Raw genomic sequence first — 20,473 nt, 5'->3', positions numbered from 1 at the left:
GAAGCATTTGCTTCGGCTTTCTTGTATTTATGGAAAACAGATAAGAAATTAATTCTTTCCGCCAGTTTGTACACCCGCAGGCTGATTTTGTTTCGCCTGTTGCATTGGGTTTGGCCCTTGGGCGCCAAAGAAATTTCTTTGTTTGAAAGCCTGGAATTTAGTTGGTTTTTCAGGCTCACGAGGGAATGCGTTATTGGCTGTGTCAATATCTGCGATTTCATAGAATGGGTCAAGCGTAAACTTCGTTACTTTTTTGGTAGTAGGAAGGGTTTTCTTGATTTCTTTGTCATTCGTACGCCAGATTTCAGCCGGAATTCTCACGATTTCGCTGGTACCATCTTCAAAATCCAGTTTCACAATTACCGGCATTGGTAAACCACCTTTGTTCTTGATTTTCAATACATAGAAGTTTTTGCCAGCCTCTAATAGTTTGCGCTCATCATCTGACAAACTCGCTCTGTATTGCTCTGATTTTTGTTTATCAGCCGCTGTTACAGCATATCTATCATACGAGTTGTAGAAATCTCTCATAGTAGAATCAGCCTCTACAACTGTTTGTTTAATATCTGTTTTGTTACGGATATTGCTCATCGTTTCACGTTTTGCCTCAGCATCTGCTTTATCAGCAGCTTTTTTAGCAACCGGGTCTTGTGAATCAATTGAATACCATTCTACTTCTGCCAAATCCTGGTCAACAGGCTCAACACCATAGAACCAACCTTTCCAGAACCAGTCCAGATCAACACCTGAAGCATCTTCTAAAGTACGGAAGAAATCGGCAGGTTGTGGTGATTTGAAAGCCCAGCGACGTGCATATTCTTTAAAAGCATAATCAAACAATTCACGACCCATGATGGTCTCACGCAACATATTCAAGCCCGTAGCAGGTTTTGCATACGCATTTGGTCCTAATGAAATAACGTTGTCAGAGCTGGTCATGATTGGTGATAGCTGCGACTTATCGGTTTTCATATAAGGCACAATGTATTGTGGCTCACCTCTGCGAGATGGGAAGTCACGATCCCACTCCTGCTCAGCTAAATACTGGCAGAAAGTATTTAAACCTTCATCCATCCATGTCCATTGACGCTCATCAGTATTCACAATCATCGGAAAGAAGTTATGACCTACTTCGTGGATAATTACCCCAATCATACCTGCTTTGGTTTGCTCAGAATAAGTACCGTCAGCTTCCGGACGACCACCGTTGAATGAAATCATCGGATACTCCATACCACCACCGGCAGTGGCATGGCAAGAGATAGCTACCGGATAAGGATACTGGATAGTACGGTTACCGTAGCTTCTCAAAGTATGCTCAACCACTCTGGTTGAGTATTGTCCCCAAAGCGGATTACCCTCTTTTGAATAGAAAGACATCGACCAGATTTTGCGTCCGTTGTTATAGACATCGGTTTGCATGGCATCCCAGATGAATTTGCGAGACGAGGTAAAGGCGAAGTCACGTACGTTAGCTGCTTTGTAAATCCAGGTTTTTTTGCCCGTTGGTTTTCCTTTTTCTGCCGCTTCGGCTTCTGCCTGTGTTACGATTACTACAGGCGTTTTTGAGTTTTTTGCCTGTTCCCAGCGTTTTAATTGCGTTGCCGATAATACTTTGTCATAGTTCTGACATTCACCCGTTGCACCTACCACGTGGTCGTTAGGTACAGTAATTTCTACTTTATAATCACCGAAAGGCAAAGTAAACTCGCCTTGACCGATAAATTGCTTGTGTTGCCAGCCGTTTACATCATCATACACAGCCATACGAGGAAACCAGTGTGCAATGAAATAATTGTAGTTGCCATCTTTAGGGAAATATTCTAAACCTGCGCGGCCATAATACTCATTTACATAATAGCTCCAATCTACACGGAAAGAGTAGGTCTGTCCTGTTTTCAGTGGCGTTGGTACTTCTACGCGCATCATAGTACCATTAATGGTATAAGTAAGGTCGGTGCCTGTTTTAGCATCTTTTACTACTGTAATTTTATAGCTGTATTCTTTATTGCCAGTAATAGTAGCTCTTACTGCACCCGGGGCATTGATACCCTGAATAGCGCCAAAAGACATCTGATTATTCTCTATACCGCCAGTTTTAGTCATGGCATTGATAGATGATTTTTCAAACATATTCTGGTCTAGTTGTAACCAGATATAACGCAATTCGTCTGGCGATTTGTTGGTATAAGTGATAACCTCTGTACCGATAATACGCTGATTAATGTCGTCTAGCTCTACTTTGATGTCGTAGTCAGCTTTTTGTTGCCAGTAATCTTTACCCGGGGCTCCGGAAGCCGTACGATAGGTATTTGGAGTTGGTAACTCCGTACCCATCTGCTCGAAGCGGGTATTGGCATTGTATTGCGTAGTGGCAGGTTGTTGAGCAAACACTGCGACGCTTGTCAGAAGACAGAGCAGAAAAATGGTGTTTTTCATGAAAATGATGAAGGGCTTATAAATAAGAGTAAGTAACAAAACTAATTAAAATGCGTAAAGATTCACATTAAAAATGCCGCTTTTATACACTTATGCGATAATAGAGGGCTTATTTTCGACGAATCTTTGGTAAAACAACTATTACGGCAATTTCAATATTGGCACCTCCGGGCAGATTTGCCACCCCTACAGTCGTGCGGGCAGGGAAGTTTCCGGTGAAATACTGGGCATATATCTCGTTTACTTTAGCAAAGTTGCCGATGTCCTTCATATAGATGGTAGTGTTCACTATGTCTCCCATCGTGGCTCCGGCGGCTTCTACAATGGCTTTGATGTTTTCCATGATTTGTGGGGTTTCAGCTTCTATGCCACCTTCTACCAGTTTTCTGGTTTCAGGTTTTAGACCGATTTGTCCGGCTACATAAAGCATACCGTTAGCTTTTACGCCTTGACTGTATGGAGCGGTAGGAATAGGAGCTTTCTTGGTTTCGACAATTTCTTTGTTTTGTCCAAAGGTCAGTGAAGTAGAAAGGGCTAAAAAGCCGATTAGAAGAAGTTTGTTCATGTGTTTTTGATTTGTGCTTACAATTTTCTAAATTTTGTGTTAAAAACAAAATAGATGAATCCGGAAACTGTTTTTTCTTTGGTAAACGCCTTGGTAATGCCTCAGTGGCTATTGATGATATTTGCTCCACACTGGAAATGGACACAGAAACTGGCAGATTCTTATCTCATTCCGGTATTACTTGCGGTTATTTATGCTTTTTATGTGATGACAAGTCTGGGCAATCTAGATTTTATGTCATTCAGCACTTTGGCAGGTATTAAAAAGCTATTTTCAGTAGAGCAAAGCGTTTTAGTAGGGTGGATTCATTATCTCTGTTTTGATTTAGTGGCAGGCACATGGATTTATAAAGATTCATTAGCCAAAGGCATCAATCGGATAGTGGTTGGTATATGCTTATTCTTTTGTCTGATGCTCGGGCCGATTGGTTTTTTACTCTATTGGATAATCCGGAAATTGACAAAGACCCATGCGACGTAATTCTATCAATCTTTAGCTGTTATTCCTGAGCAATTCCTTTACAGCATTTTGATACCGTATTTCAGTTTAATTTTTGATATTTGTACTGATAAAGCTATTGATTCTTTCATTTTAGAAGAAAAACGATATTTCTGATGCGGATTTTAATTGCCGACGACCATGAAATTTTTTTAGATAGTCTTTCGCTATTAATCGCTACATTTAACGATGTTGAGGTGGTGGGAAACTGTAAGAATGGGGCAGAGGTGATTAAATTTATAAAGAATGATGAGATAGATTTATTAATTACCGACTACAGAATGCCACAGATGTCGGGTATTGAACTGACTATTTTTCTTCGCCTGAATAATCCGAAAATCAAGGTTTTGATGCTATCTGTTTCGGAAGAAGCCGAGATGATTCGTGAGGCTTTTCAGGCGGGCGTATGGGGTTATATGATGAAACGTGCAGGGAAATCAGAATTGCAAAAAGCGATACAAACCATTGCGAAAGGACAAAAGTATTTTAGTGAATCGGTCGTTTTTGAATTGATGCGATTGGGATTAACTGATAATATTCCAAAAGAAGAAGTACCTAATGAGTTTAGTCAATTGACAGAAAGAGAAATGGATATTATCCGGCTATTGGCTAATGAATTATCTTCCAATGAAATCGCCGAAAAGCTATTCATTGCACCCAAAACCGTAGAAACGCATCGGCATAATATTCTGAAAAAGTTAAATGTAAAGAATACGGTAGGTATTATTAAATATGCCATCAAAAATGGTTTGGTAGATTAATATAAAAGTACTTTAAACAGGTATTTCTAACTTTACTTCTGTGCCTGCGTCACTCTCTATTTTTATATTTCCTCTCAAAGACTCAATGCGGGAATGAATATTTTTCAAGCCCATAGAACTATGTCCGTTAACCTGATTTTCCAATCCCTGTCCATTATCTTTTACTGAAATCTTTAATAATTTCTCCTCTTTTACTATCGAAATGACGGCATTTTTAGCCTGTGCATGTTTCAGAACATTATTGACCATTTCGAGAATCGTACTATAAATTTCATATTCCATTCTTGGAGAAAGATTTAACTGTTTTACCTGAATCTGAGTATCAAACTGTGTTTTACCTATCAGATTCAGCATTTTAACCAGATTTTCTACTGCTACTATTAAACCATATTTTTCTAATTCTTCGGGCAGAAGATTATGCGAAACCAATCGTACATCTGAATAAACTTCGTTAATAAACCTTAAAGTGGAGTCATAATTCTTTCGTTCTTTTTCTGTGAAATTTTCGTTTTCGAGTAATTCTACTCGCATTTTCACACCCAGAATTTTATTGGAAATATTATCATGCAGTTCAGAAGCCATGCGTTTCCGTTCCATCGTTTGCCCTTGCAACAAAGCCCTCTGAATCTCCTGATTTTTCTTACGAAGCTGCCTGTTTGCAAAAAACACATATCCTACCACGCCTAAAATCAATAAGCCACCAATTGAAAGAAAATTTCGGGTTTGGGTCAGTTGCTGGTTTTCAAGGCTTTGTATCTGGTTTTTTTGCTTTTCATCTTCATATTTCAATTGCCATTCGAGGTATTGCCCTAACGCCTCTTTGTGTTGAATGTCCTGCTCGTAGAGTTGCATTTTTTCAAAATAGGCAAGTGCCTCCTGTGGCTTGCCAAGACTCTTATAGGCTTCATAGAAAATCTTATTCAAGGCATAATCAAAAGTTGGCAGTTTCATGCTTTTTAGCGCCTCTTCGCCGACTTTAGCTTCGTTAATGGCATTCTGGTATTCTTTTTTTTCGAGATAATAGTTGCCTAATGATAAACCATTATTAGTTAAAAAATATTTATCCATGCCATCATTCCTTGGCTTTTGGGCTATCGATTTTATTGCATTGATTATCTCAAATCCCTCTTTCTTGTTACCTGAATAAGCCAGGTAAAGACCCTCGCACCATTTACCTACATAGTGTTGGTAGAAGTATTTTTCGGGGTCTGTATTTGTGACTTCTGATGCCTCAATGGCATATTTTTTGGCTGTTTTGTAGTCTTTATGTCGGGCATAATATTGCATCAGACTCAAATCCATATTGGCAATCTGTGTCGGATTTCCATGCTTTTTCATTAAAGCCAAGCCATCAAGCAAATAGCTTAAATACTTTTTTTCGGTTTGCTGATCTATAATGGGCTTATTATAAAGGTAGTTGGTAATAATGACTGAAAGGTTCGAAAAAGCAATCATATACATCTTTTCATTCTCAAATTGTCTGAACAACCTAATTGCAGACTCCATTTCCTTAAAGGCAAGCGTAGTATAACCATTCATATGATAATTCCTGCTATTAGCCAGATGGCTATAAGCCATACTCTGCCGCCATTTGGATACTTTACTGAAACGGCTGAGTGAATCTGTCCACACTTGCCGAAGTTCCGGTTCGGCAAGTGAGATTGTACTACAAATGGCATACATAGAAACCGTCAACAAAGAATCTCTTTCTACCGAAACAGATTTTGCCAACGTTTGCTGCACGACATTTTTCAGGCTATCAATTTTTGGAGTTTGCCCTATCGTTTGTATCGAAAATACCAAAAGCAAGATGAGTATACCGTTTCTCATTTTATACAGAATATTGACCGAATGTAGGCGCATTTTATTGATTTTGCCAAATTTCTGATTAAAATACAGATTTATACTGAGTGTTTCTAAGGGTTTTCACTTAGATAAAATACAGGATTTCCTTGATTTACTCGTGTTGTTTTTCTTAGGAGTTTTGTAATTGATAAAATGAAGCCCCATGAGAAATACATACACTTTTTTAATCCTTATGTTCTTTTGCCACAGCACTTCTGGCCAGACTTTACAATGGGTAAAACAATTAGGTTCTCCGAATCGGGTAAATGATGGTAATGCCATTGCCACAGATGTCGCGGGGAATTTCTATGTTACAGGCCGATTTAATGGATCGACTGATTTTGGTGGTACAACTCTGTCTTCTTTTGGAATTGACATTTTTGTAGCTAAATATAATAGCGCAGGAGCCCTTCAATGGGTAAAGCAAGCAGGAGGGGCAGGTGCTTTTAATTATGGATATGGCATAGCCGTTGATAATGGAGGAAATGTATATGTAACTGGATACATTGCCGCCGCCACAGATTTTAGCGGAACAACTTTGACGCCTGTGGGAAACAATGATGTGTTTGTTGCCAAGTATAATAGCAGTGGTACTTTTCAATGGGTTGTTCATGCGGGGGCAGCAGGTAAATATGCGATTGGTCGTGGCATTACCATTGATGCCGCCGGCAACGCAGTGATAGCAGGAGAGTTTCAGGGAGCAACAGATTTTGGCGGAACAACTCTCACTGCTATGGGTAATAAAGATATTTTTGTTGCAAGCTATAATAGCGCAGGAACTTTGATTTGGGCAAAGCAAGGTGGAACTCCTTCGCGCTCTAATCTTGCTAGCAGCATTGCGGCAGATGGCTTAGGAAATATATTTGTAACGGGAGAGTTTTATGGTACTGCAAATCTGGCAGGAACAAACGTAACCGCCATAGGTGATCCCGATATGTTTATTGCTAATTTTAATACCAGTGGCAACTTACAATGGGTCAAGCATATAGGTTATCCATCAGTAAATAATCCCGGATTCATTACCAGTTATCCGGTCAGGGGTATGGCTATTGCAGCAGATGGTTTGGGTAGCTGTTTTGTTACAGGTTTATTTATAGGTAGTCCGGACTTTGGTGGCACCACCCTTACAAGTGGTGTAGGCCAGGATATTTTTACGGCTATGTATAATAGCACTGGAAATTTAATTTGGGTAAAACAGCTAGGAATGCTTGATAAAGGAAACTTTACCTATGCTATTGCCGCAGATAATTCAGGGAGTTGTTATGTGGCAGGTGCTTTTAAGGCTTCAGCAAATTTTGGTGGAACTACTTATACCGCTATTGGTAAACAAGATGCTTATATTTGCAAATACGATAATATCGGTACAGTAAAGTGGGTAAAGCAGGCAGGGTCTACTAATAAATTCAATAGCGGGCAAGGTATTGCAGTGGATGCTTCGGAAAATGTTTGTACGATTGGCTATTTTTCAGGAAGTACAGATTTTGGTGGAACAACTTTGAATATGATAGGTAATCAGGACGTATTTATCTGGAATTTACAACAAAATACCTGCCCCAATGCGCGTACACCTACGGGTACAAGTACCAATAATCAGAAGGCAGCCGCAACAGTTAATACAACCGGAGTTAATATTATTCCTAGCGCGTCAAATGTGATTTATCAGGGTGGAAATTATGTGCAACTCAATGCTGGTTTCTCCGCGACGAATGGCAGTGTTTTTACTGCCAGAATCTTAGGGAATTGCCAATGATATTGTGCAATGTAGTATCACTACTTGCTACGCTATATCTCCATCAATCTTTTTAAATTATCCCCGTACGTTGAGCCCGTTTCAACTTTTGTCGCTTTACTATCCCGCATTACCACTAAGTATTTTCCATTGAAATACTTCTGTAATTCTTTAATCAGATGTGAATTAACAATTGATGCACGACTTACCCGAATGAAATTATCAGGTAGTTTTTCTTCTAAACTCGTAATGGTATAATTAGTCAGGTATTGCTTGCCATCGATTGTATTCAGGAATACATATTTATCCTCTGCTTCAAAATTGCTGATATCAGTAAGGGGAATGAATAGAATTTTTTCACCTGATTTTACAGAAATAGAATGAGCTGTGGTCTGTTTCTGAGCCGGACTACGTTGCGTTTCTTCTTTCGATTTAAACTGTTCAAGCAATTGAAGGAGGTTTGCGTTTAGTGAATTATCTTCTTTTTTATCCTCCAGTTTCTTTAGTTTCTCTATCGTTTTCTCTAATCTTTCCGATTCGATAGGCTTCAATAAATAATCAACCGAGTTCTCTTCAAAGGCTCTGATGGCGTATTGGTCATAAGCAGTAGAGAAAATAACCTTTGGCATATACGATAGGTTCGATAACATTTCGAAACCTGTCATCAAGGGCATTTCAATATCTAAAAATATCAGGTCAGGCTTTTGGGCTTCAATTTTTTCCAGACCCTCTTGTCCGTTGTGTGCTTCGTCGATGATGCTGATAACAGAGCTGTAATGTGATAACAGTCTTTTCAAGCGGCTGATAGCCAGGGGTTCATCATCAATTAATATAGTCTTAAACATAATGGTCAAATTTAATGGTTATACACTCATTTTATCTAAAGTCTCTACCGGAACTTTGATAATAATGGATTTGTAATCGTTGTTCTCGATTTGCAGATTGGCTTCATTGCCATAAATCAACTGCAATTTATCACTAATACTTTTCAGCCCATATCCTCCGCTCAAATCTTCTTTAAAAGCCGGGCCGTTATCATGTATCTGAAAAGCTATCAAATCATTCTCCTTTGTAATTTTTACTTCAATAATGCCATGCTCCGTAATTTTAGAAATCCCATGTTTGATAGCATTTTCAACAATAGGTTGTAACAAGAACCGTGGAATTTTAATGTTTTCAAGCCCTTGGTCTAACTGGATAGAGTAGTTCAATCTATCACCAAAACGCATCTGCTCGATAGAGAGATAAGATTTGACAATATCCAGTTCTTCGGCAATGCTATGAAAACTCTGGTCGGAGCGCCCTGTAGTGGCTCTGAATAATTTGGATAATTGAATCGTCATGTCTTCGGCTTTATCCGGGTTATCATGAATCAAGCCGGTGATACTATTTAATGAATTATACAGGAAATGTGGGTTAATACGGGCTTCCAGCGCATTGAGTTGGGCTTTGGTTTTTAGTTTTTCCAGATTCAGCAGTTGGTATTCCTGCTCTGAAATCTTCCGGTCGAGGTCTTTAGAGCGTTGCCAGTTATAGAAAATCACACAAACGGCAATCATCGGAATAAACAGATAGATAGTGCCCTGATTCAGGATAGTTCCTGTAGGAGAATTTACTGACATAATCTTCCAATAGTGAGTCCAGTATTTTCCTCCATCATTTTCTATCAGGAATAAAGCTTTCTGGAATAGCCGGATCAACATCAGCGTACAATAAGTAAAGGCAACCAGAATGGTATATTTCGACCAGTTTTTAGTCAGAAACCGCTCAATAAACAGAATGAAAATAATCAGACTGATGAAACAGGAAAACCCTGTGGTAAGGTTCGCCAGAAAGACTGCTTTGTTCTGCTCAGCTTCTAAAGATGTGGGATTCAATAGCTCTAAAGAAAAGTATAAAATACTATTCAGACCATAAATAAAAAACAAAGCAAATAGCAAAGTATAAAACAAAAAACGTGGATTGAGCCGATTAACGGCATTCTTAAAGCCTGTTCTGAAACTATTATTCCGCTCTTTGTAATAAGGTCTTGGGGTTTCTACTACAGGTGGAACTTTATTATAAGTAGAAGCCTTAGTGCCAACATCAGGCGCTTTTTCTATGTTCAGTTGGTCTATCCAGTTATATTGTTTTTTTTTTAGTTCATCGGCAATGTCAGGATAAAGCTCAGCTTTGGGGGCATATATTCTTACATTCCCCCCAAAAGCTTTCAATTTCACACTGGCACCTCCGCCATTAGTACTCCCCGAAAGAAATCCATGTCTGCTGATACCCTGAAAATTGGGTAGATGAGGTGTTCTTACATTGGCTCCATCGGCTTCTATTTGTAAACCCTGGTTTAATGGCAATTGTGCTTTGAGATTCCCTCCGCTTGTTTCGAGCCATAGATATTCGTTAATAGCGATGGCCTGAACATTGATATTTCCCCCCTTGGTAGAAGCACCAATATTTCCTCTCATATTTTCCAGCCGAATATTCCCGCCAAAAGTAAACGTTTTGAATTCACCTGAAATATTAGTGGCTCTGATGTTGCCCCCGCTTGTTTTAGTATAGAGTTTTCCACTGAAGTTTTCCAGCCGGACATTCCCACCACTTGTATTCCCATTAATTTCTCCTTTGGAATTGTGAATGAGAATATTCCCACCCGCTGTAGAAATATCCGCTTTTATATCACAGTTACCGATTTTTACGTTGCCTGCAGAAGCCTTTCCTTGTACTTCTCCTGTTGAATTGGCAATCTTTACATCTCCTACTGATGTGCGAAGCATCTGTTTGCCAATCAGGTTATTCAGCGAAATATCTCCTACGGTGGTGTTTATGACAGCATTAATGGTCTTAGGCAGAAAAATACGGAAAGACACCTGAAAAAAACTCAGCCAGTCCCATTTCCAGAAACCATTGTTGCGGGTAGCAATTCGTAAATAATCGTTTTGTTGCGAGATATTTACGATTTCATAGCCCAGATCCTGAGAGGTTACATTCTCTTTTTTAAAGAAATTGATAAACAGGCGTTTGGAGGCATATATCTCAATTCTTATCTCGTTTTCTTCGTTGCCCAGCAATTCTATATCGCCCGTAATGGTTTCTATTTGCAGATTCCTGATGCCCTCAGCAGAGATGGTTTTTATTTCTGACGGTACGTAATTCATGATTTCATTAATTTGTTTCGTTCTACAATCCACATCACAAATAAGGTCTCAAAAACCAAGGTAAACGGAATAATAGAAATGTTCTTAAAAAATAACAGTACAGGCCATTTGGATGCTGTGGGGCTAACTAATGAGATAGATTTTAGCCATTCTAAAAATGTGGTATGTTCCAGCAAAGTAAACAAGACTACATTCATAACAAATGCTGTAATGATAAAGATGATAGTGTTGACTAAAATAGCTAAGAAGTTATTGAGGAAATTATACTTGACGTTCTCCCATACTTCGTGCCATTCGTTTCGTGTCAGACGAAATAAACTTGAGAAACTTCTTGCGCCTGCCTGTATGCTGCCATGCCCGATTATGATCAAAACAATCAGGAGCCTTGCTAAATTGACTACAACCTCCAGAATACCGTGGATAGTAGAAGGTATTTCACCGTAACCACCTTCTTGCCAGAACCTGCCTTCGCCAGCTATCAATCCTAAAATAAATATCAGGAGAAAGTTTCTTTTCAGTTGCGTATCAGTTTTCTGAATAAGGTCGGAGTAACCCAACAAAGCATAAGTCTCTTGCATGACAACGAAGGTTTATCTTAATTAGCCTGTGATAATAAATAATTGGCGGCTCTTTCTCCCCAGTTGGGTGCAATGCTAGAGGCCGGTTTAAATTTGGCAAACTTGGCTAAAGCATCTTCAAACAATGGCGCTGATTTCTTTTTGCCGCCACCATAAGCCTCTGGCGTAAAGAAAATACCCTGGGCTTCTAATAACTTGGCTCTTGGGTTTTCAGGGTTCAGTTTATAGGCATTTTGGATGCCCATACTCACAGCACCACCATATTTTTGCCAACGGTCTTGTGGTGCTACGGCCATTCTTGCACCTGCCACATAAGACTTCATTACTTCAATCTCATCGTTATTTGGTTGCAGCTTTTCGGCAGCAGCCAGAAATTTATCGGCTTTATCTAGCAATAGGTCTTTTTTATCTGCATCGGTTTCAGCGAAGGAAAGATTAGTTAAACCATAAGTTGCCCAATAATTTGGTAGCCATTCTTTAGGTTCGGCAGCTGCAATGCGTTCTAATTGACTTACCCCTTGTTTAGTGTTTTCGGTATTTTCAAACTCGCTCAATAAATTAATCGCATTTTCCATAGCTGATACATATTCAGCTTTCTGGGCAAAAGTTTTGACGAAAATTAAAGATAAAAAGCTGATAGTTAAAATAATTCGTTTCATTTTCAAAGGTGTTTAAATGATTAATGATGTCTTGTGCCTGATTGACGATTCAAAATTATAAGGTAGAGATCGGGCAAGACAGGAGTTTCTGACGAAGGCCGAATTTGGGGGAGTAAAATAGGCTTTTATGGGAGTAAATACTTTGCTATTTTTGATGTAAAATCTTCTATAAAGCATACCCATGAACCGTATCGACCGCCTGATGGCTATTGTAACTACACTACAATCCAGAAAATTTGTGAGTGCCGAGAGCATTTCAGAGAAGTTTGAAATTAGTGTCCGTACGGTTTACAGAGATATTAAGGCATTGGGCGAATTAGGGATTCCGGTAAGTTTTGAGAACCAGAAAGGCTATTTTATTGTACCGGGTTATTTCCTGCCGCCGGTGGCATTTAGTATTGAAGAAGCCAATGCGCTTTTACTCATGGAAAGTGTAACCATGGGCTTTGCCGATAAGTCTATCAGAAAACATTATTCTTCTGCGCTTAATAAAGTAAAATCAGTACTACGAGCCAGCCAGAAAGAAAAGGTAGAGTTATTGACCGATAATATCAAACTGCAAGTACCTCAACGACTGAATAATGATAATGATTTTGAATACCTGAGTACGATTCAGAATGCCATCATCTCCCGGCATATTCTGGATATTCAGTATACCAATATGAAAGAAGAAATCAGCAGTCGGCAGGTAGAGGCTATCGGGTTGGTTTTTTATGCCTTTAGCTGGCACATGATCGCCTGGTGCCATCTGCGGGAAGAGTATCGGGATTTTAAGATTTCACGCATCCGAAGTATTCATGATGTGGCAATTCCTTTCAGAAAAGCAAATCATATTAAACTGAGCGATTATCAGTTGCCAGTGGAGTATTAGGTCTTCGTTCTTCAGAGTGAAAGCGAATAGAATTCGCTGCCTAAGATAACAAAGCGTAAGCCGCGCGGGTCTTTTTTGCATACATCGCCAGACAGCGGCGGCCGCTTAAGTCCGGCTTACATACAAAATTGTTCCTTTGTTTTCTTAGCCACCGACCGCGGCGGCGGACCGTTTTAGGCGGTGAAATGCACACAGCGGTATATCCAAAATCCAAAAAAAAAATAAAAATTCCAAAAACCGACTGCCATAGGGTTGTCAGTGGCGTGTGTTTACTTTGTAAGGTAAACTAAAACACAGCACAAAATGACCATTATTCAGCAATTCTCACGACAATTGGAGCAAGAAGCTCAAACTACCCGCAAAATGTTAGCGATTGTTCCAAACGACAAGTATGACTGGAAACCACACGAAAAAAGCATGACCATTAAACGCTTAGCCACACACATTGCCGAGCTACCATCCTGGATTAAAATGACTTTGACAACAGATGAGTTAGACTTTGCGAAGAACCCTTATCAGGTAGAAAATGTCAGTACTACCGGAGAGCTATTAGATTATTTTGAAAGAACGCTGGAAGAAGGCAGAGCCTACTTGAAAGAAGAGTATGCTGATAAACTTCATGAAGACTGGACACTTCGTAGTGGTGAAACCATTTATGATGTAAGCCCAAAAATTGATGTGTTGCGAATGTCATTAAGTCAGATTATCCATCACAGAGCACAATTAGGTGTGTATTTGCGCTTATTAGATATTCCGATTCCGGGTAGCTATGGGCCAAGTGCGGATGAAAGTTTTTAACCTTGACACAACATTGACAACAGTATAGAGGGGATAATCACATCCCTTCTCTATTATAAACTCACCAACTGCAAAGAAATGGTCTGCATCATGAGATTTATCTTTCAGATTTCCGTAAGAAGGCACCTGAAAAGCTAAAAACTATCTTAAGAGAGCCAGTTAAATAACAGCACTAAATCATAAATAATCATGACAAAAGAATTGAAAAAAACAATTGCAATCAAAGCACCAAAAGCTCAGGTTTGGGATGCCTTGATTAATCCTGAAAAAATTAAGAAATACCTTTTTGGTACAGAAACCAAAACCACGTGGGAGGTAGGTAGCCCAATCGTATTCTCAGGTGTATGGGATGATAAGCCATATGAAGACAAAGGCACAGTACTGGCTTTTGAACCAGAAAAATCATTGACTTATAACTATTGGAGCAACCTGAGTGGCACAGAAGATAAACCCGAAAACTATGCTAATATCGGTTATGCCATAGAAGAGCAGGGCGATGAAACGCTATTGACTATCACACAGAATGGTTATAAAGATGAAGCAGCTTTAGAGCGTTCAGAAAATGATTGGGGCTATGTGATGGATGGAATAAAACAAGTGGCGGAGGAGGAATAAAAACACCCCATCCCAACCTTCCCAACAATGGAGAAGGAGTTAAAATCCTCGCTCCCAAACAGTAGGGCAAGAGATTTTTTGTCTCCATTGTTGGGGCGGACGCCGCACGGAAGGGCTAGGGATGGGGTCAATCCACGAAAATTACTCGGCATTCAACACAAGTCTTTCTTTCAATCCCCTTATCTGCAAGAAGGCCATCAGAGCTACCCATAAAGCTACTGCCGTAGTAATGGCATAGCCAATCAGGGTAAAACCAAATAATTGCCCTACTACTACAATGAGGCTATCTGCTACCCACATGATATCTAAAGCGATAATCCAGCGAACTAAAGTTTTGTTGGTGGCTTTCTGGCGTGAGGCATAATAGACCAGTAAGGAAAACGCTACCAGAAAAATACCCGTAGCCATAAAAGGCATGGTTTGAGATACGCCAAATAATTGGGCTGTGAAAGAGGGAAATTCTATTAATAAAAGACCTGTCGCACCTGAGCTTAGGGCATTAATGAGCAATACATTTTTTAAAGTTGTCATATTATATCAATGTTTAATGATGAAACAAAGGTAGATTTGCCTCTCCACTCAGAATTGATAATTCACGACAAAATGAAAATATTAGCGCTTCATCTGCATCATGTGATAGAATATGGATATATGAGAGGTGTCTCCCGACAGGAATTGCTTGGTTTAATGGAGAAACCTGCGGTTAATTTTTTAGATGAAACCGAAACGGTGAGCGAAGAAGATTTTTATGCGATTATTAATGAAGTAAATAAGCAATTGAGAGACGAACATTTGGGCATTCGCCTGGGTAATTTTCTGAACTTAGGGGCTTTAGGACTTATTTATCGTATATCACTGCAAGCTACTACCATAGAAGAGGCTTTATACTATTTGCAAATGTATGTAAGCGCCACTTTCCCGATTGTCAATATTCAGACAATAGTTGAAGCTGATTCTGTAAATATTATCTTAAAGATTAATAATGATAAAGCAGAAGCTAATCGGATTATTCTGGAAAATATTCTGACTGTGATTGCCCGAGAAATCAATCTGATGACTACTAATGAGGTAACAATTATTAAAACTTCGCCATTCTTTTCTAAAGATTATCCCAATGATTGGCAGGCATCAGAAGATTATTCCGTCAATTTTACCCCAACTATTTTAAAAGCTACTTTGCAGGATAGAAGCAGGCAGCAACTAGACATATTGATACCAGAATATCTGAAACTGATTGAGGGCTTGAAATCGGAAACGAGTTTTGCCAATAAAGTAAAAATAGCATCGCTACACTTAGCCAGACCCGAGTTACCAGACCTCGCCAGTGTAGCAGATGCATTCCACCTTACACCTCGCACTTTTCAGCGACGATTACTTACTGAGAATATAACTTTCCGACAAATTACCGATGATCTCCGGAAACAAATCTCCAACCTGTTGATCCGTCATAATCGGTTTACCATTACCGATATATCTTATGTGCTGGGCTATTCTGAGCCGGCAGCCTTTATCCATTCATTCAAAAAGTGGTTTGGTGATGCGCCCGACCGTATGCGTCAAAAAGCTTTTTCATAAGTTCGTACGGGCAGAAACCATTTATTTTTATTCAACCGCATAGTATTTATGGGCATTGAAGGCAATTGGTAGCCCGATCATCAGCATCAGTACTACCATGCCCACAATAGCTCGGGTTATATCAAACGGTGCTGGTGCCACATTTGATAAGGGTAAAACTATCTTATTGGTGATTACCCACACAAATGCCCCATATAAAATACCTGATATGATTCTATTGATATGCAAAAATCCGACTTTCGGATAAATCCAGAAATAGAAAAAAGTAAATGAGTAAGCTATGAAATAATGAAATAATACACCCCAGAGAATCATGACATTGCCTCCACTAAAAGCATCTTTCCCAAAGACTCCACTGGCGATATAATGAAATATCTTACTCGGGAATTTCCCATTCATGAGAGTTGAAGAGATGATAGCACCCGTCAGGTCTAATGATCCCGCAATAAATCCGGTTAGCAAAATAACTTTATAATACGTCTTCATAGAATATATGATAAGTGGTTGGGTTGTTGATAGTACAAAAAACTAAATTTTTCATTGTATTTTTACAATCAAAAGCCGTTCAATTAGGGTCAAAATACGTTCAAAATGAATACGATAGAAGATAAAGAACTGGTGCAACGCTGTTTGTTTGAGTTGAAAAAACAGATGGGTTATACAGAACATACGAGGCTGTCGCAGCGTGATATGGAGCATTTGAGTGAAGCGATCGAAGCCAGAACCAAAATTCTGATTAGTCTTTCGACATTGAAACGTATTCTGAACGGGCAGTTCGACCGCCTGCCACAAACCTCTACACTCAATGCTTTGACTATCTTTATTGGCTATGCAGGCTGGCACGATTTCAAAACCCAGAAATTGTTAGAAAACCCTGACCTAACCAATACCGCTGGAAATCCTATTGAAGTTCTTAAGCCAGCTATTAAACCAACAAAGCCTCGTTCGAATCTATGGATTGGTGTAGGTTTATGTGTGCTAATTATAATCATTGCTTTTTTGTTGAAAACGCCCTTATTGGGTTCACAGAACAACCCGGATAATATCCATTTTTCGGCCAAACAAACAAGCTCGGAGAATATCCCGAATAGCGTAGTGTTCAATTATAATGTAGATAAGGTTGAGGCCGATAGTTTCCATTTCCAACAATCGTGGAATGAGCGAACCAGAGTAGGGATTTTAAAAAACAGCCATACACTGACGGATATTTATTACGAACCAGGCTACCACAAAGCCAAGCTCATAGCCAATGGCAAAATCCTGAAAGAGATAGGCGTTAATATTACCCACAAAGACTGGTTTTGTTATAGTAAGGCTAATTTTATGGAGTTGAAGCCCAGATACTTCAGCAAAGGCAATGCGATACACGATGGCGTATTGGGCGTAACCGATGAAGCTATCGAGACCAATAATATAGATTTCCAGAAAGACCAGATTTATTTCTACACATTCTGCCCGAAACTGATGGATGTGGCAGGGGACAACTTCAGATATAAAGCACGTTTCCGCCTGCGCAAAATCAAAAATACCCTTTGTCCCTGGATTATGACAGAGGTATTCTGCCAGAATTCCTTTATGTATTTTACCAATACTATTCCCGGTTGTATCAGTGAGGTAAACGCCAAAATCAGTGAGAAAGATTTAAGTGGCAAAACTACAGATTTATCACCTTTCGGGTGTGACCTTACCCAATGGCAGGATTTAGAAATACAGATAATCAATAAGCAGGTGACAGTCTATTTAGCCCATAAAAAGATATTCGAAAAACCTTATGAACAATCTCTCGGCCTGATAGCAGGGATAGGTTTTACTTCAAATGGGATTTGTGAGGTAGATAAAGTGAGTCTGGAGGATTTGAAGGGGAAGGTGATTTATGGGAGTGAGTTTTGATGTAAAAGTGTGTCACGGTTATACTCGTCCGAAAAAGAACCGGCCACCGTGTGGGTGGCACACTTACTTTCATTATTTACTTTAAATTATCTTTTATGTCAAAGACAAGCAATTGTTAGGGAATTTTGTCAAGTGCATTATGCGTGCCACGCGCTTTTACGGACGAGTATACGCGTGACACACAGTCCTTTTGCCATGTTCCCTTCTCCTTTCTCCAACCATCACTACAAATTATCCAAATCAGCCTCTTTAGGCTTTGATAGTTGTTTAGATAGATTCATGGATAAGCCTATGAAAAATGTTCTATACATCGGAGGAATCACTTCAAAGCGTTGTTTGCCATCGGCTGAATAACGATAGCCAAATACATTTTTACGGGCAAAGAGGTTATCTAATGTCGCATAGAATACAATAAAGTTTCCTTTGATAGTGCGGATATGGCTGGCTGATAAACTTACATTTTCATACGGTTTAGTATAGGTCGGAATAAAAGAGGGGGTAGCAAAATCATAATTCGGGCGGCCGCTTGTATGGGTAAATGTGACACCTACATTCGTCCCGATTTTTTCAAAAAACTGTTTATATACTACGCTTACATTGTGTTTGGAAGCAAAAGTAGGCATGGCTTCTTTCAGATAATTTCTGAACATACGCTCGGTATCCAGAAAAGAATAAGTCAGCCAGAACTCACCACTTTTGATACTTTTCTTATCTCTGAAAAACACATCGAAACCTTGTGCATAACCTTTGCCACTATTATCTGTCGGGCCTGTCGGAAAGCGATAGGGGTTCGGGTCATAATAAGTCGTGTGTTCTACAACCAGATTCTTATACCCTTTTTTGAAACCCTCTATTCTGAAAGTGCGGTCGTTTTTGATAATCTGGTAATTCAGAATCAAATGGTTGGCTAATTCATAGCCCAGGTTCTGATTCAGATATAAATAGTTCTTCTCTGGTGTCTGGTAAAACTGCCCTGCAGCTAATGATACCTGACTATATTGCCCGGTTTTATAAGCCAGTGAGATACGCGGGGCAATATTAGCTTTGCTTATAACACTGGTGTATTCGGTTCTCATACCAAGTCTTCCGGCGAGCTTTGGTGTCAGGTAAACCTCTGTTTCTACAAAGGCCGCGCTATAATTATCTCTCAAACTTAAATCATATTGATTATAAATATTACCTACTTTAATGGCATGAAACTCTGCTCCGAATAAAACCGAGCTGGTATTGTTTTTCCCAAATAGCCTTGTCATCACCGCACGCACTTGGGTACGTTCATCCAATCTATCTCCGTCGTCAGCGCCAATTTTTATGCGATCAGTGTTGCGGCTATAAGATAAGCCTGTTAAAAGCACCCATCTCCCTTCATCAAAATTTACCTGATAAGTCCCATTCGTAAATACATTCTTATTCTTCAAATCGAAACGATAATTACCACCTACTTCGTCATAAGACGGAAACAACATAGCCGATTGATTATCAGAATAAGTACCATATAACTTCAATGTGCTGTTTTTAGTAGGATTTTCATTCACAGTCAATGAAGTATTTAAGCCCTGTGGCACTTTATCAAACTGAACATTCGATTTCATCAGACTGAAAAAAGGCGAGAGGTTGGTATAATACAACGAGCCAGTGATACTTCCTTTATAAGTATAAGCAGCACCCAGACCAGCCAGGTTTGCATTGATATTCCAGCCACTGGCATCGTCAGTTTTATCTTTGGTATTTAATAATAACACCGACGAAAGTGCTTGCCCATATTGCGCCGAATACCCACCTGTACTGAAAGCAGTACCCTTAAACATAAAGGGGGTGAAGCGTCCGCGTTGAGGCACATCGGGCGTACTGCTAAAGAATGGATTCTGAACAATCATGCCATCAATTATGGTTTTGGTTTCGTTGGCAGAGCCACCTCTTACAAATAAGCCTTCCTGCTCACCTACGCGTTGCGCGCCGGGCAATAATTGCATCACAGCCACAATATCAGCACCACCGCCTGCGGTAGTGACTATATCAAGCGGTTTGAGCATCACCATTTTCTTACTATCCGATGCCTCGAATGTACCTGCGGTAATGGTAACCATATTCAGTGCATTCATCATTTCCTGCATTTTAACAGGTACTTCAAGTGTAGCATGAGTTAGGGTGATTTTTTGCTCAAAGTTTTCATAGCCCACAAAACTGGCAGCTAATGTAGCCGTATCTTTCCTACTGGTTCTGAAACTGAAATTCCCCTCGGCATCACTCGAAGCACCGTCGTAACTACCCTTGATGAATACATTGGCTCCCGGTAGTGCTTCTCCCTTTTTATCAGTTACGCGTCCTTTAATGGTGGTTTGTGCAAATAATTGAGGTATCAGAAAAAAGAGAAATAGGAGATAAGGTAGTAGCTTGCTCATGTGCTGATTCGTTTAAATGTTGATACAAACCTATCTAAATGCCATTCGTAGCAGTAGCGATTTCCGACAAACACAGCTATTCGAGGAGTAAATTAGGTT

The 20,473-nt window shown here is 39.6% G+C and carries 18 protein-coding genes; 8 read left to right on the top strand and 10 right to left on the bottom strand.

Going from position 1 to position 20,473, the window contains the following annotated elements:
• Nucleotides 1-48 precede the first annotated feature (48 nt).
• Together ACYVFA_RS00875 and ACYVFA_RS00870 are read right to left on the bottom strand one after the other, a co-directional pair.
• Complete coding sequence (locus ACYVFA_RS00875) at nt 49-2,439, bottom strand: M1 family metallopeptidase (RefSeq protein ID WP_460469892.1); 2,391 nt, start codon at nt 2,437-2,439, stop codon at nt 49-51.
• 109 nt (nt 2,440-2,548) lie between these two features.
• Nucleotides 2,549-3,004: a RidA family protein gene (locus ACYVFA_RS00870; RefSeq protein WP_460469891.1), complete on the bottom strand. Its 456-nt coding sequence runs from the start codon at nt 3,002-3,004 to the stop codon at nt 2,549-2,551.
• Between the two features lie 54 nt (nt 3,005-3,058).
• Between ACYVFA_RS00870 and ACYVFA_RS00865 the strand changes: the two genes are divergently transcribed.
• The gene (locus ACYVFA_RS00865) at nt 3,059-3,484 is read left to right on the top strand and encodes an ABA4-like family protein (protein WP_460469890.1); all 426 of its coding nucleotides are present in this window, start codon (nt 3,059-3,061) and stop codon (nt 3,482-3,484) included.
• Between the two features lie 134 nt (nt 3,485-3,618).
• Nucleotides 3,619-4,263: a response regulator transcription factor gene (locus tag ACYVFA_RS00860; RefSeq protein ID WP_460469889.1), complete on the top strand. Its 645-nt coding sequence runs from the start codon at nt 3,619-3,621 to the stop codon at nt 4,261-4,263.
• 12 nt (nt 4,264-4,275) lie between these two features.
• On the opposite strand, the gene ACYVFA_RS00855 is transcribed toward ACYVFA_RS00860, so the two are convergent.
• Nucleotides 4,276-6,093, bottom strand: a complete 1,818-nt coding sequence (locus tag ACYVFA_RS00855) for a tetratricopeptide repeat-containing sensor histidine kinase (RefSeq protein ID WP_460469888.1) — start codon at nt 6,091-6,093, stop codon at nt 4,276-4,278.
• 178 nt (nt 6,094-6,271) lie between these two features.
• Between ACYVFA_RS00855 and ACYVFA_RS00850 the strand changes: the two genes are divergently transcribed.
• On the top strand, nt 6,272-7,858 hold the full coding sequence (locus ACYVFA_RS00850) for an SBBP repeat-containing protein (RefSeq protein WP_460469887.1): 1,587 nt from the start codon (nt 6,272-6,274) through the stop codon (nt 7,856-7,858).
• Between the two features lie 32 nt (nt 7,859-7,890).
• On the opposite strand, the gene ACYVFA_RS00845 is transcribed toward ACYVFA_RS00850, so the two are convergent.
• The 4 genes from ACYVFA_RS00845 to ACYVFA_RS00830 are packed head-to-tail and all read right to left on the bottom strand — an operon-like array spanning nt 7,891 to nt 12,223.
• Nucleotides 7,891-8,682: a LytR/AlgR family response regulator transcription factor gene (locus ACYVFA_RS00845; protein ID WP_460469886.1), complete on the bottom strand. Its 792-nt coding sequence runs from the start codon at nt 8,680-8,682 to the stop codon at nt 7,891-7,893.
• Nucleotides 8,683-8,700: 18 nt separating this feature from the next.
• Nucleotides 8,701-10,986, bottom strand: coding sequence for a histidine kinase (locus tag ACYVFA_RS00840; protein ID WP_460469885.1), 2,286 nt, complete (start codon nt 10,984-10,986; stop codon nt 8,701-8,703).
• Nucleotides 10,983-11,564 (bottom strand): hypothetical protein, encoded by a 582-nt coding sequence (locus ACYVFA_RS00835; RefSeq protein ID WP_460469884.1) that lies wholly within the window; start codon nt 11,562-11,564, stop codon nt 10,983-10,985. The genes ACYVFA_RS00840 and ACYVFA_RS00835 overlap by 4 nt, the downstream gene beginning before the upstream one ends.
• Nucleotides 11,565-11,581: 17 nt before the next feature.
• On the bottom strand, nt 11,582-12,223 hold the full coding sequence (locus tag ACYVFA_RS00830) for a hypothetical protein (protein WP_460469883.1): 642 nt from the start codon (nt 12,221-12,223) through the stop codon (nt 11,582-11,584).
• 181 nt (nt 12,224-12,404) lie between these two features.
• On the opposite strand from ACYVFA_RS00830, the gene ACYVFA_RS00825 reads away from it, so the two are divergent.
• From ACYVFA_RS00825 to ACYVFA_RS00815, 3 genes are all read left to right on the top strand, one after another.
• Nucleotides 12,405-13,094, top strand: a complete 690-nt coding sequence (locus tag ACYVFA_RS00825; protein ID WP_460469882.1) for a helix-turn-helix transcriptional regulator — start codon at nt 12,405-12,407, stop codon at nt 13,092-13,094.
• Nucleotides 13,095-13,397: 303 nt separating this feature from the next.
• Nucleotides 13,398-13,892 carry a DinB family protein gene (locus tag ACYVFA_RS00820; protein ID WP_460469881.1) on the top strand — a complete coding sequence of 165 codons (495 nt, stop codon included), beginning with the start codon at nt 13,398-13,400 and terminating at the stop codon, nt 13,890-13,892.
• Nucleotides 13,893-14,081: 189 nt separating this feature from the next.
• A complete protein-coding gene (locus tag ACYVFA_RS00815; RefSeq protein WP_460469880.1) occupies nt 14,082-14,507 on the top strand; it encodes an SRPBCC family protein in 426 nt (141 codons plus the stop codon).
• Between the two features lie 141 nt (nt 14,508-14,648).
• On the opposite strand, the gene ACYVFA_RS00810 is transcribed toward ACYVFA_RS00815, so the two are convergent.
• Nucleotides 14,649-15,038, bottom strand: coding sequence for a hypothetical protein (locus ACYVFA_RS00810; protein WP_460469879.1), 390 nt, complete (start codon nt 15,036-15,038; stop codon nt 14,649-14,651).
• A gap of 72 nt (nt 15,039-15,110) precedes the next feature.
• Here ACYVFA_RS00810 and ACYVFA_RS00805 point away from each other — a divergent pair, with 72 nt between their 5' ends.
• A complete protein-coding gene (locus ACYVFA_RS00805; RefSeq protein WP_460469878.1) occupies nt 15,111-16,082 on the top strand; it encodes an AraC family transcriptional regulator in 972 nt (323 codons plus the stop codon).
• Nucleotides 16,083-16,109: 27 nt separating this feature from the next.
• Here ACYVFA_RS00805 and ACYVFA_RS00800 read toward each other — a convergent pair whose 3' ends face one another.
• Entirely contained in the window at nt 16,110-16,568 is a 459-nt protein-coding gene (locus ACYVFA_RS00800) for a hypothetical protein (protein ID WP_460469877.1), read from the bottom strand.
• A 105-nt stretch (nt 16,569-16,673) separates the two neighbouring features.
• Between ACYVFA_RS00800 and ACYVFA_RS00795 the strand changes: the two genes are divergently transcribed.
• Nucleotides 16,674-17,972 carry a hypothetical protein gene (locus ACYVFA_RS00795; protein ID WP_460469876.1) on the top strand — a complete coding sequence of 433 codons (1,299 nt, stop codon included), beginning with the start codon at nt 16,674-16,676 and terminating at the stop codon, nt 17,970-17,972.
• A gap of 224 nt (nt 17,973-18,196) precedes the next feature.
• On the opposite strand, the gene ACYVFA_RS00790 is transcribed toward ACYVFA_RS00795, so the two are convergent.
• Nucleotides 18,197-20,374 (bottom strand): TonB-dependent receptor, encoded by a 2,178-nt coding sequence (locus ACYVFA_RS00790; RefSeq protein WP_460469875.1) that lies wholly within the window; start codon nt 20,372-20,374, stop codon nt 18,197-18,199.
• Nucleotides 20,375-20,473 lie beyond the last annotated feature (99 nt).

The sequence above is a fragment of the Emticicia fontis genome, from assembly GCF_054779675.1.
This window is presented reverse-complemented; position numbering and strand designations above follow the sequence as displayed.

Coding starts and splice junctions, on each gene's coding strand:
- ACYVFA_RS00795 (WP_460469876.1), top strand. CDS start 16,674: ATGAATACGATAGAAGATAAAGAACTGGTGCAACGCTGTTTGTTTGAG.
- ACYVFA_RS00865 (WP_460469890.1), top strand. CDS start 3,059: ATGAATCCGGAAACTGTTTTTTCTTTGGTAAACGCCTTGGTAATGCCT.
- ACYVFA_RS00835 (WP_460469884.1), bottom strand. CDS start 11,564: ATGCAAGAGACTTATGCTTTGTTGGGTTACTCCGACCTTATTCAGAAA.
- ACYVFA_RS00825 (WP_460469882.1), top strand. CDS start 12,405: ATGAACCGTATCGACCGCCTGATGGCTATTGTAACTACACTACAATCC.
- ACYVFA_RS00860 (WP_460469889.1), top strand. CDS start 3,619: ATGCGGATTTTAATTGCCGACGACCATGAAATTTTTTTAGATAGTCTT.
- ACYVFA_RS00850 (WP_460469887.1), top strand. CDS start 6,272: ATGAGAAATACATACACTTTTTTAATCCTTATGTTCTTTTGCCACAGC.
- ACYVFA_RS00790 (WP_460469875.1), bottom strand. CDS start 20,374: ATGAGCAAGCTACTACCTTATCTCCTATTTCTCTTTTTTCTGATACCT.
- ACYVFA_RS00805 (WP_460469878.1), top strand. CDS start 15,111: ATGAAAATATTAGCGCTTCATCTGCATCATGTGATAGAATATGGATAT.
- ACYVFA_RS00870 (WP_460469891.1), bottom strand. CDS start 3,004: ATGAACAAACTTCTTCTAATCGGCTTTTTAGCCCTTTCTACTTCACTG.
- ACYVFA_RS00815 (WP_460469880.1), top strand. CDS start 14,082: ATGACAAAAGAATTGAAAAAAACAATTGCAATCAAAGCACCAAAAGCT.
- ACYVFA_RS00830 (WP_460469883.1), bottom strand. CDS start 12,223: ATGAAACGAATTATTTTAACTATCAGCTTTTTATCTTTAATTTTCGTC.
- ACYVFA_RS00855 (WP_460469888.1), bottom strand. CDS start 6,093: ATGAGAAACGGTATACTCATCTTGCTTTTGGTATTTTCGATACAAACG.
- ACYVFA_RS00840 (WP_460469885.1), bottom strand. CDS start 10,986: ATGAATTACGTACCGTCAGAAATAAAAACCATCTCTGCTGAGGGCATC.
- ACYVFA_RS00875 (WP_460469892.1), bottom strand. CDS start 2,439: ATGAAAAACACCATTTTTCTGCTCTGTCTTCTGACAAGCGTCGCAGTG.
- ACYVFA_RS00820 (WP_460469881.1), top strand. CDS start 13,398: ATGACCATTATTCAGCAATTCTCACGACAATTGGAGCAAGAAGCTCAA.
- ACYVFA_RS00845 (WP_460469886.1), bottom strand. CDS start 8,682: ATGTTTAAGACTATATTAATTGATGATGAACCCCTGGCTATCAGCCGC.
- ACYVFA_RS00810 (WP_460469879.1), bottom strand. CDS start 15,038: ATGACAACTTTAAAAAATGTATTGCTCATTAATGCCCTAAGCTCAGGT.
- ACYVFA_RS00800 (WP_460469877.1), bottom strand. CDS start 16,568: ATGAAGACGTATTATAAAGTTATTTTGCTAACCGGATTTATTGCGGGA.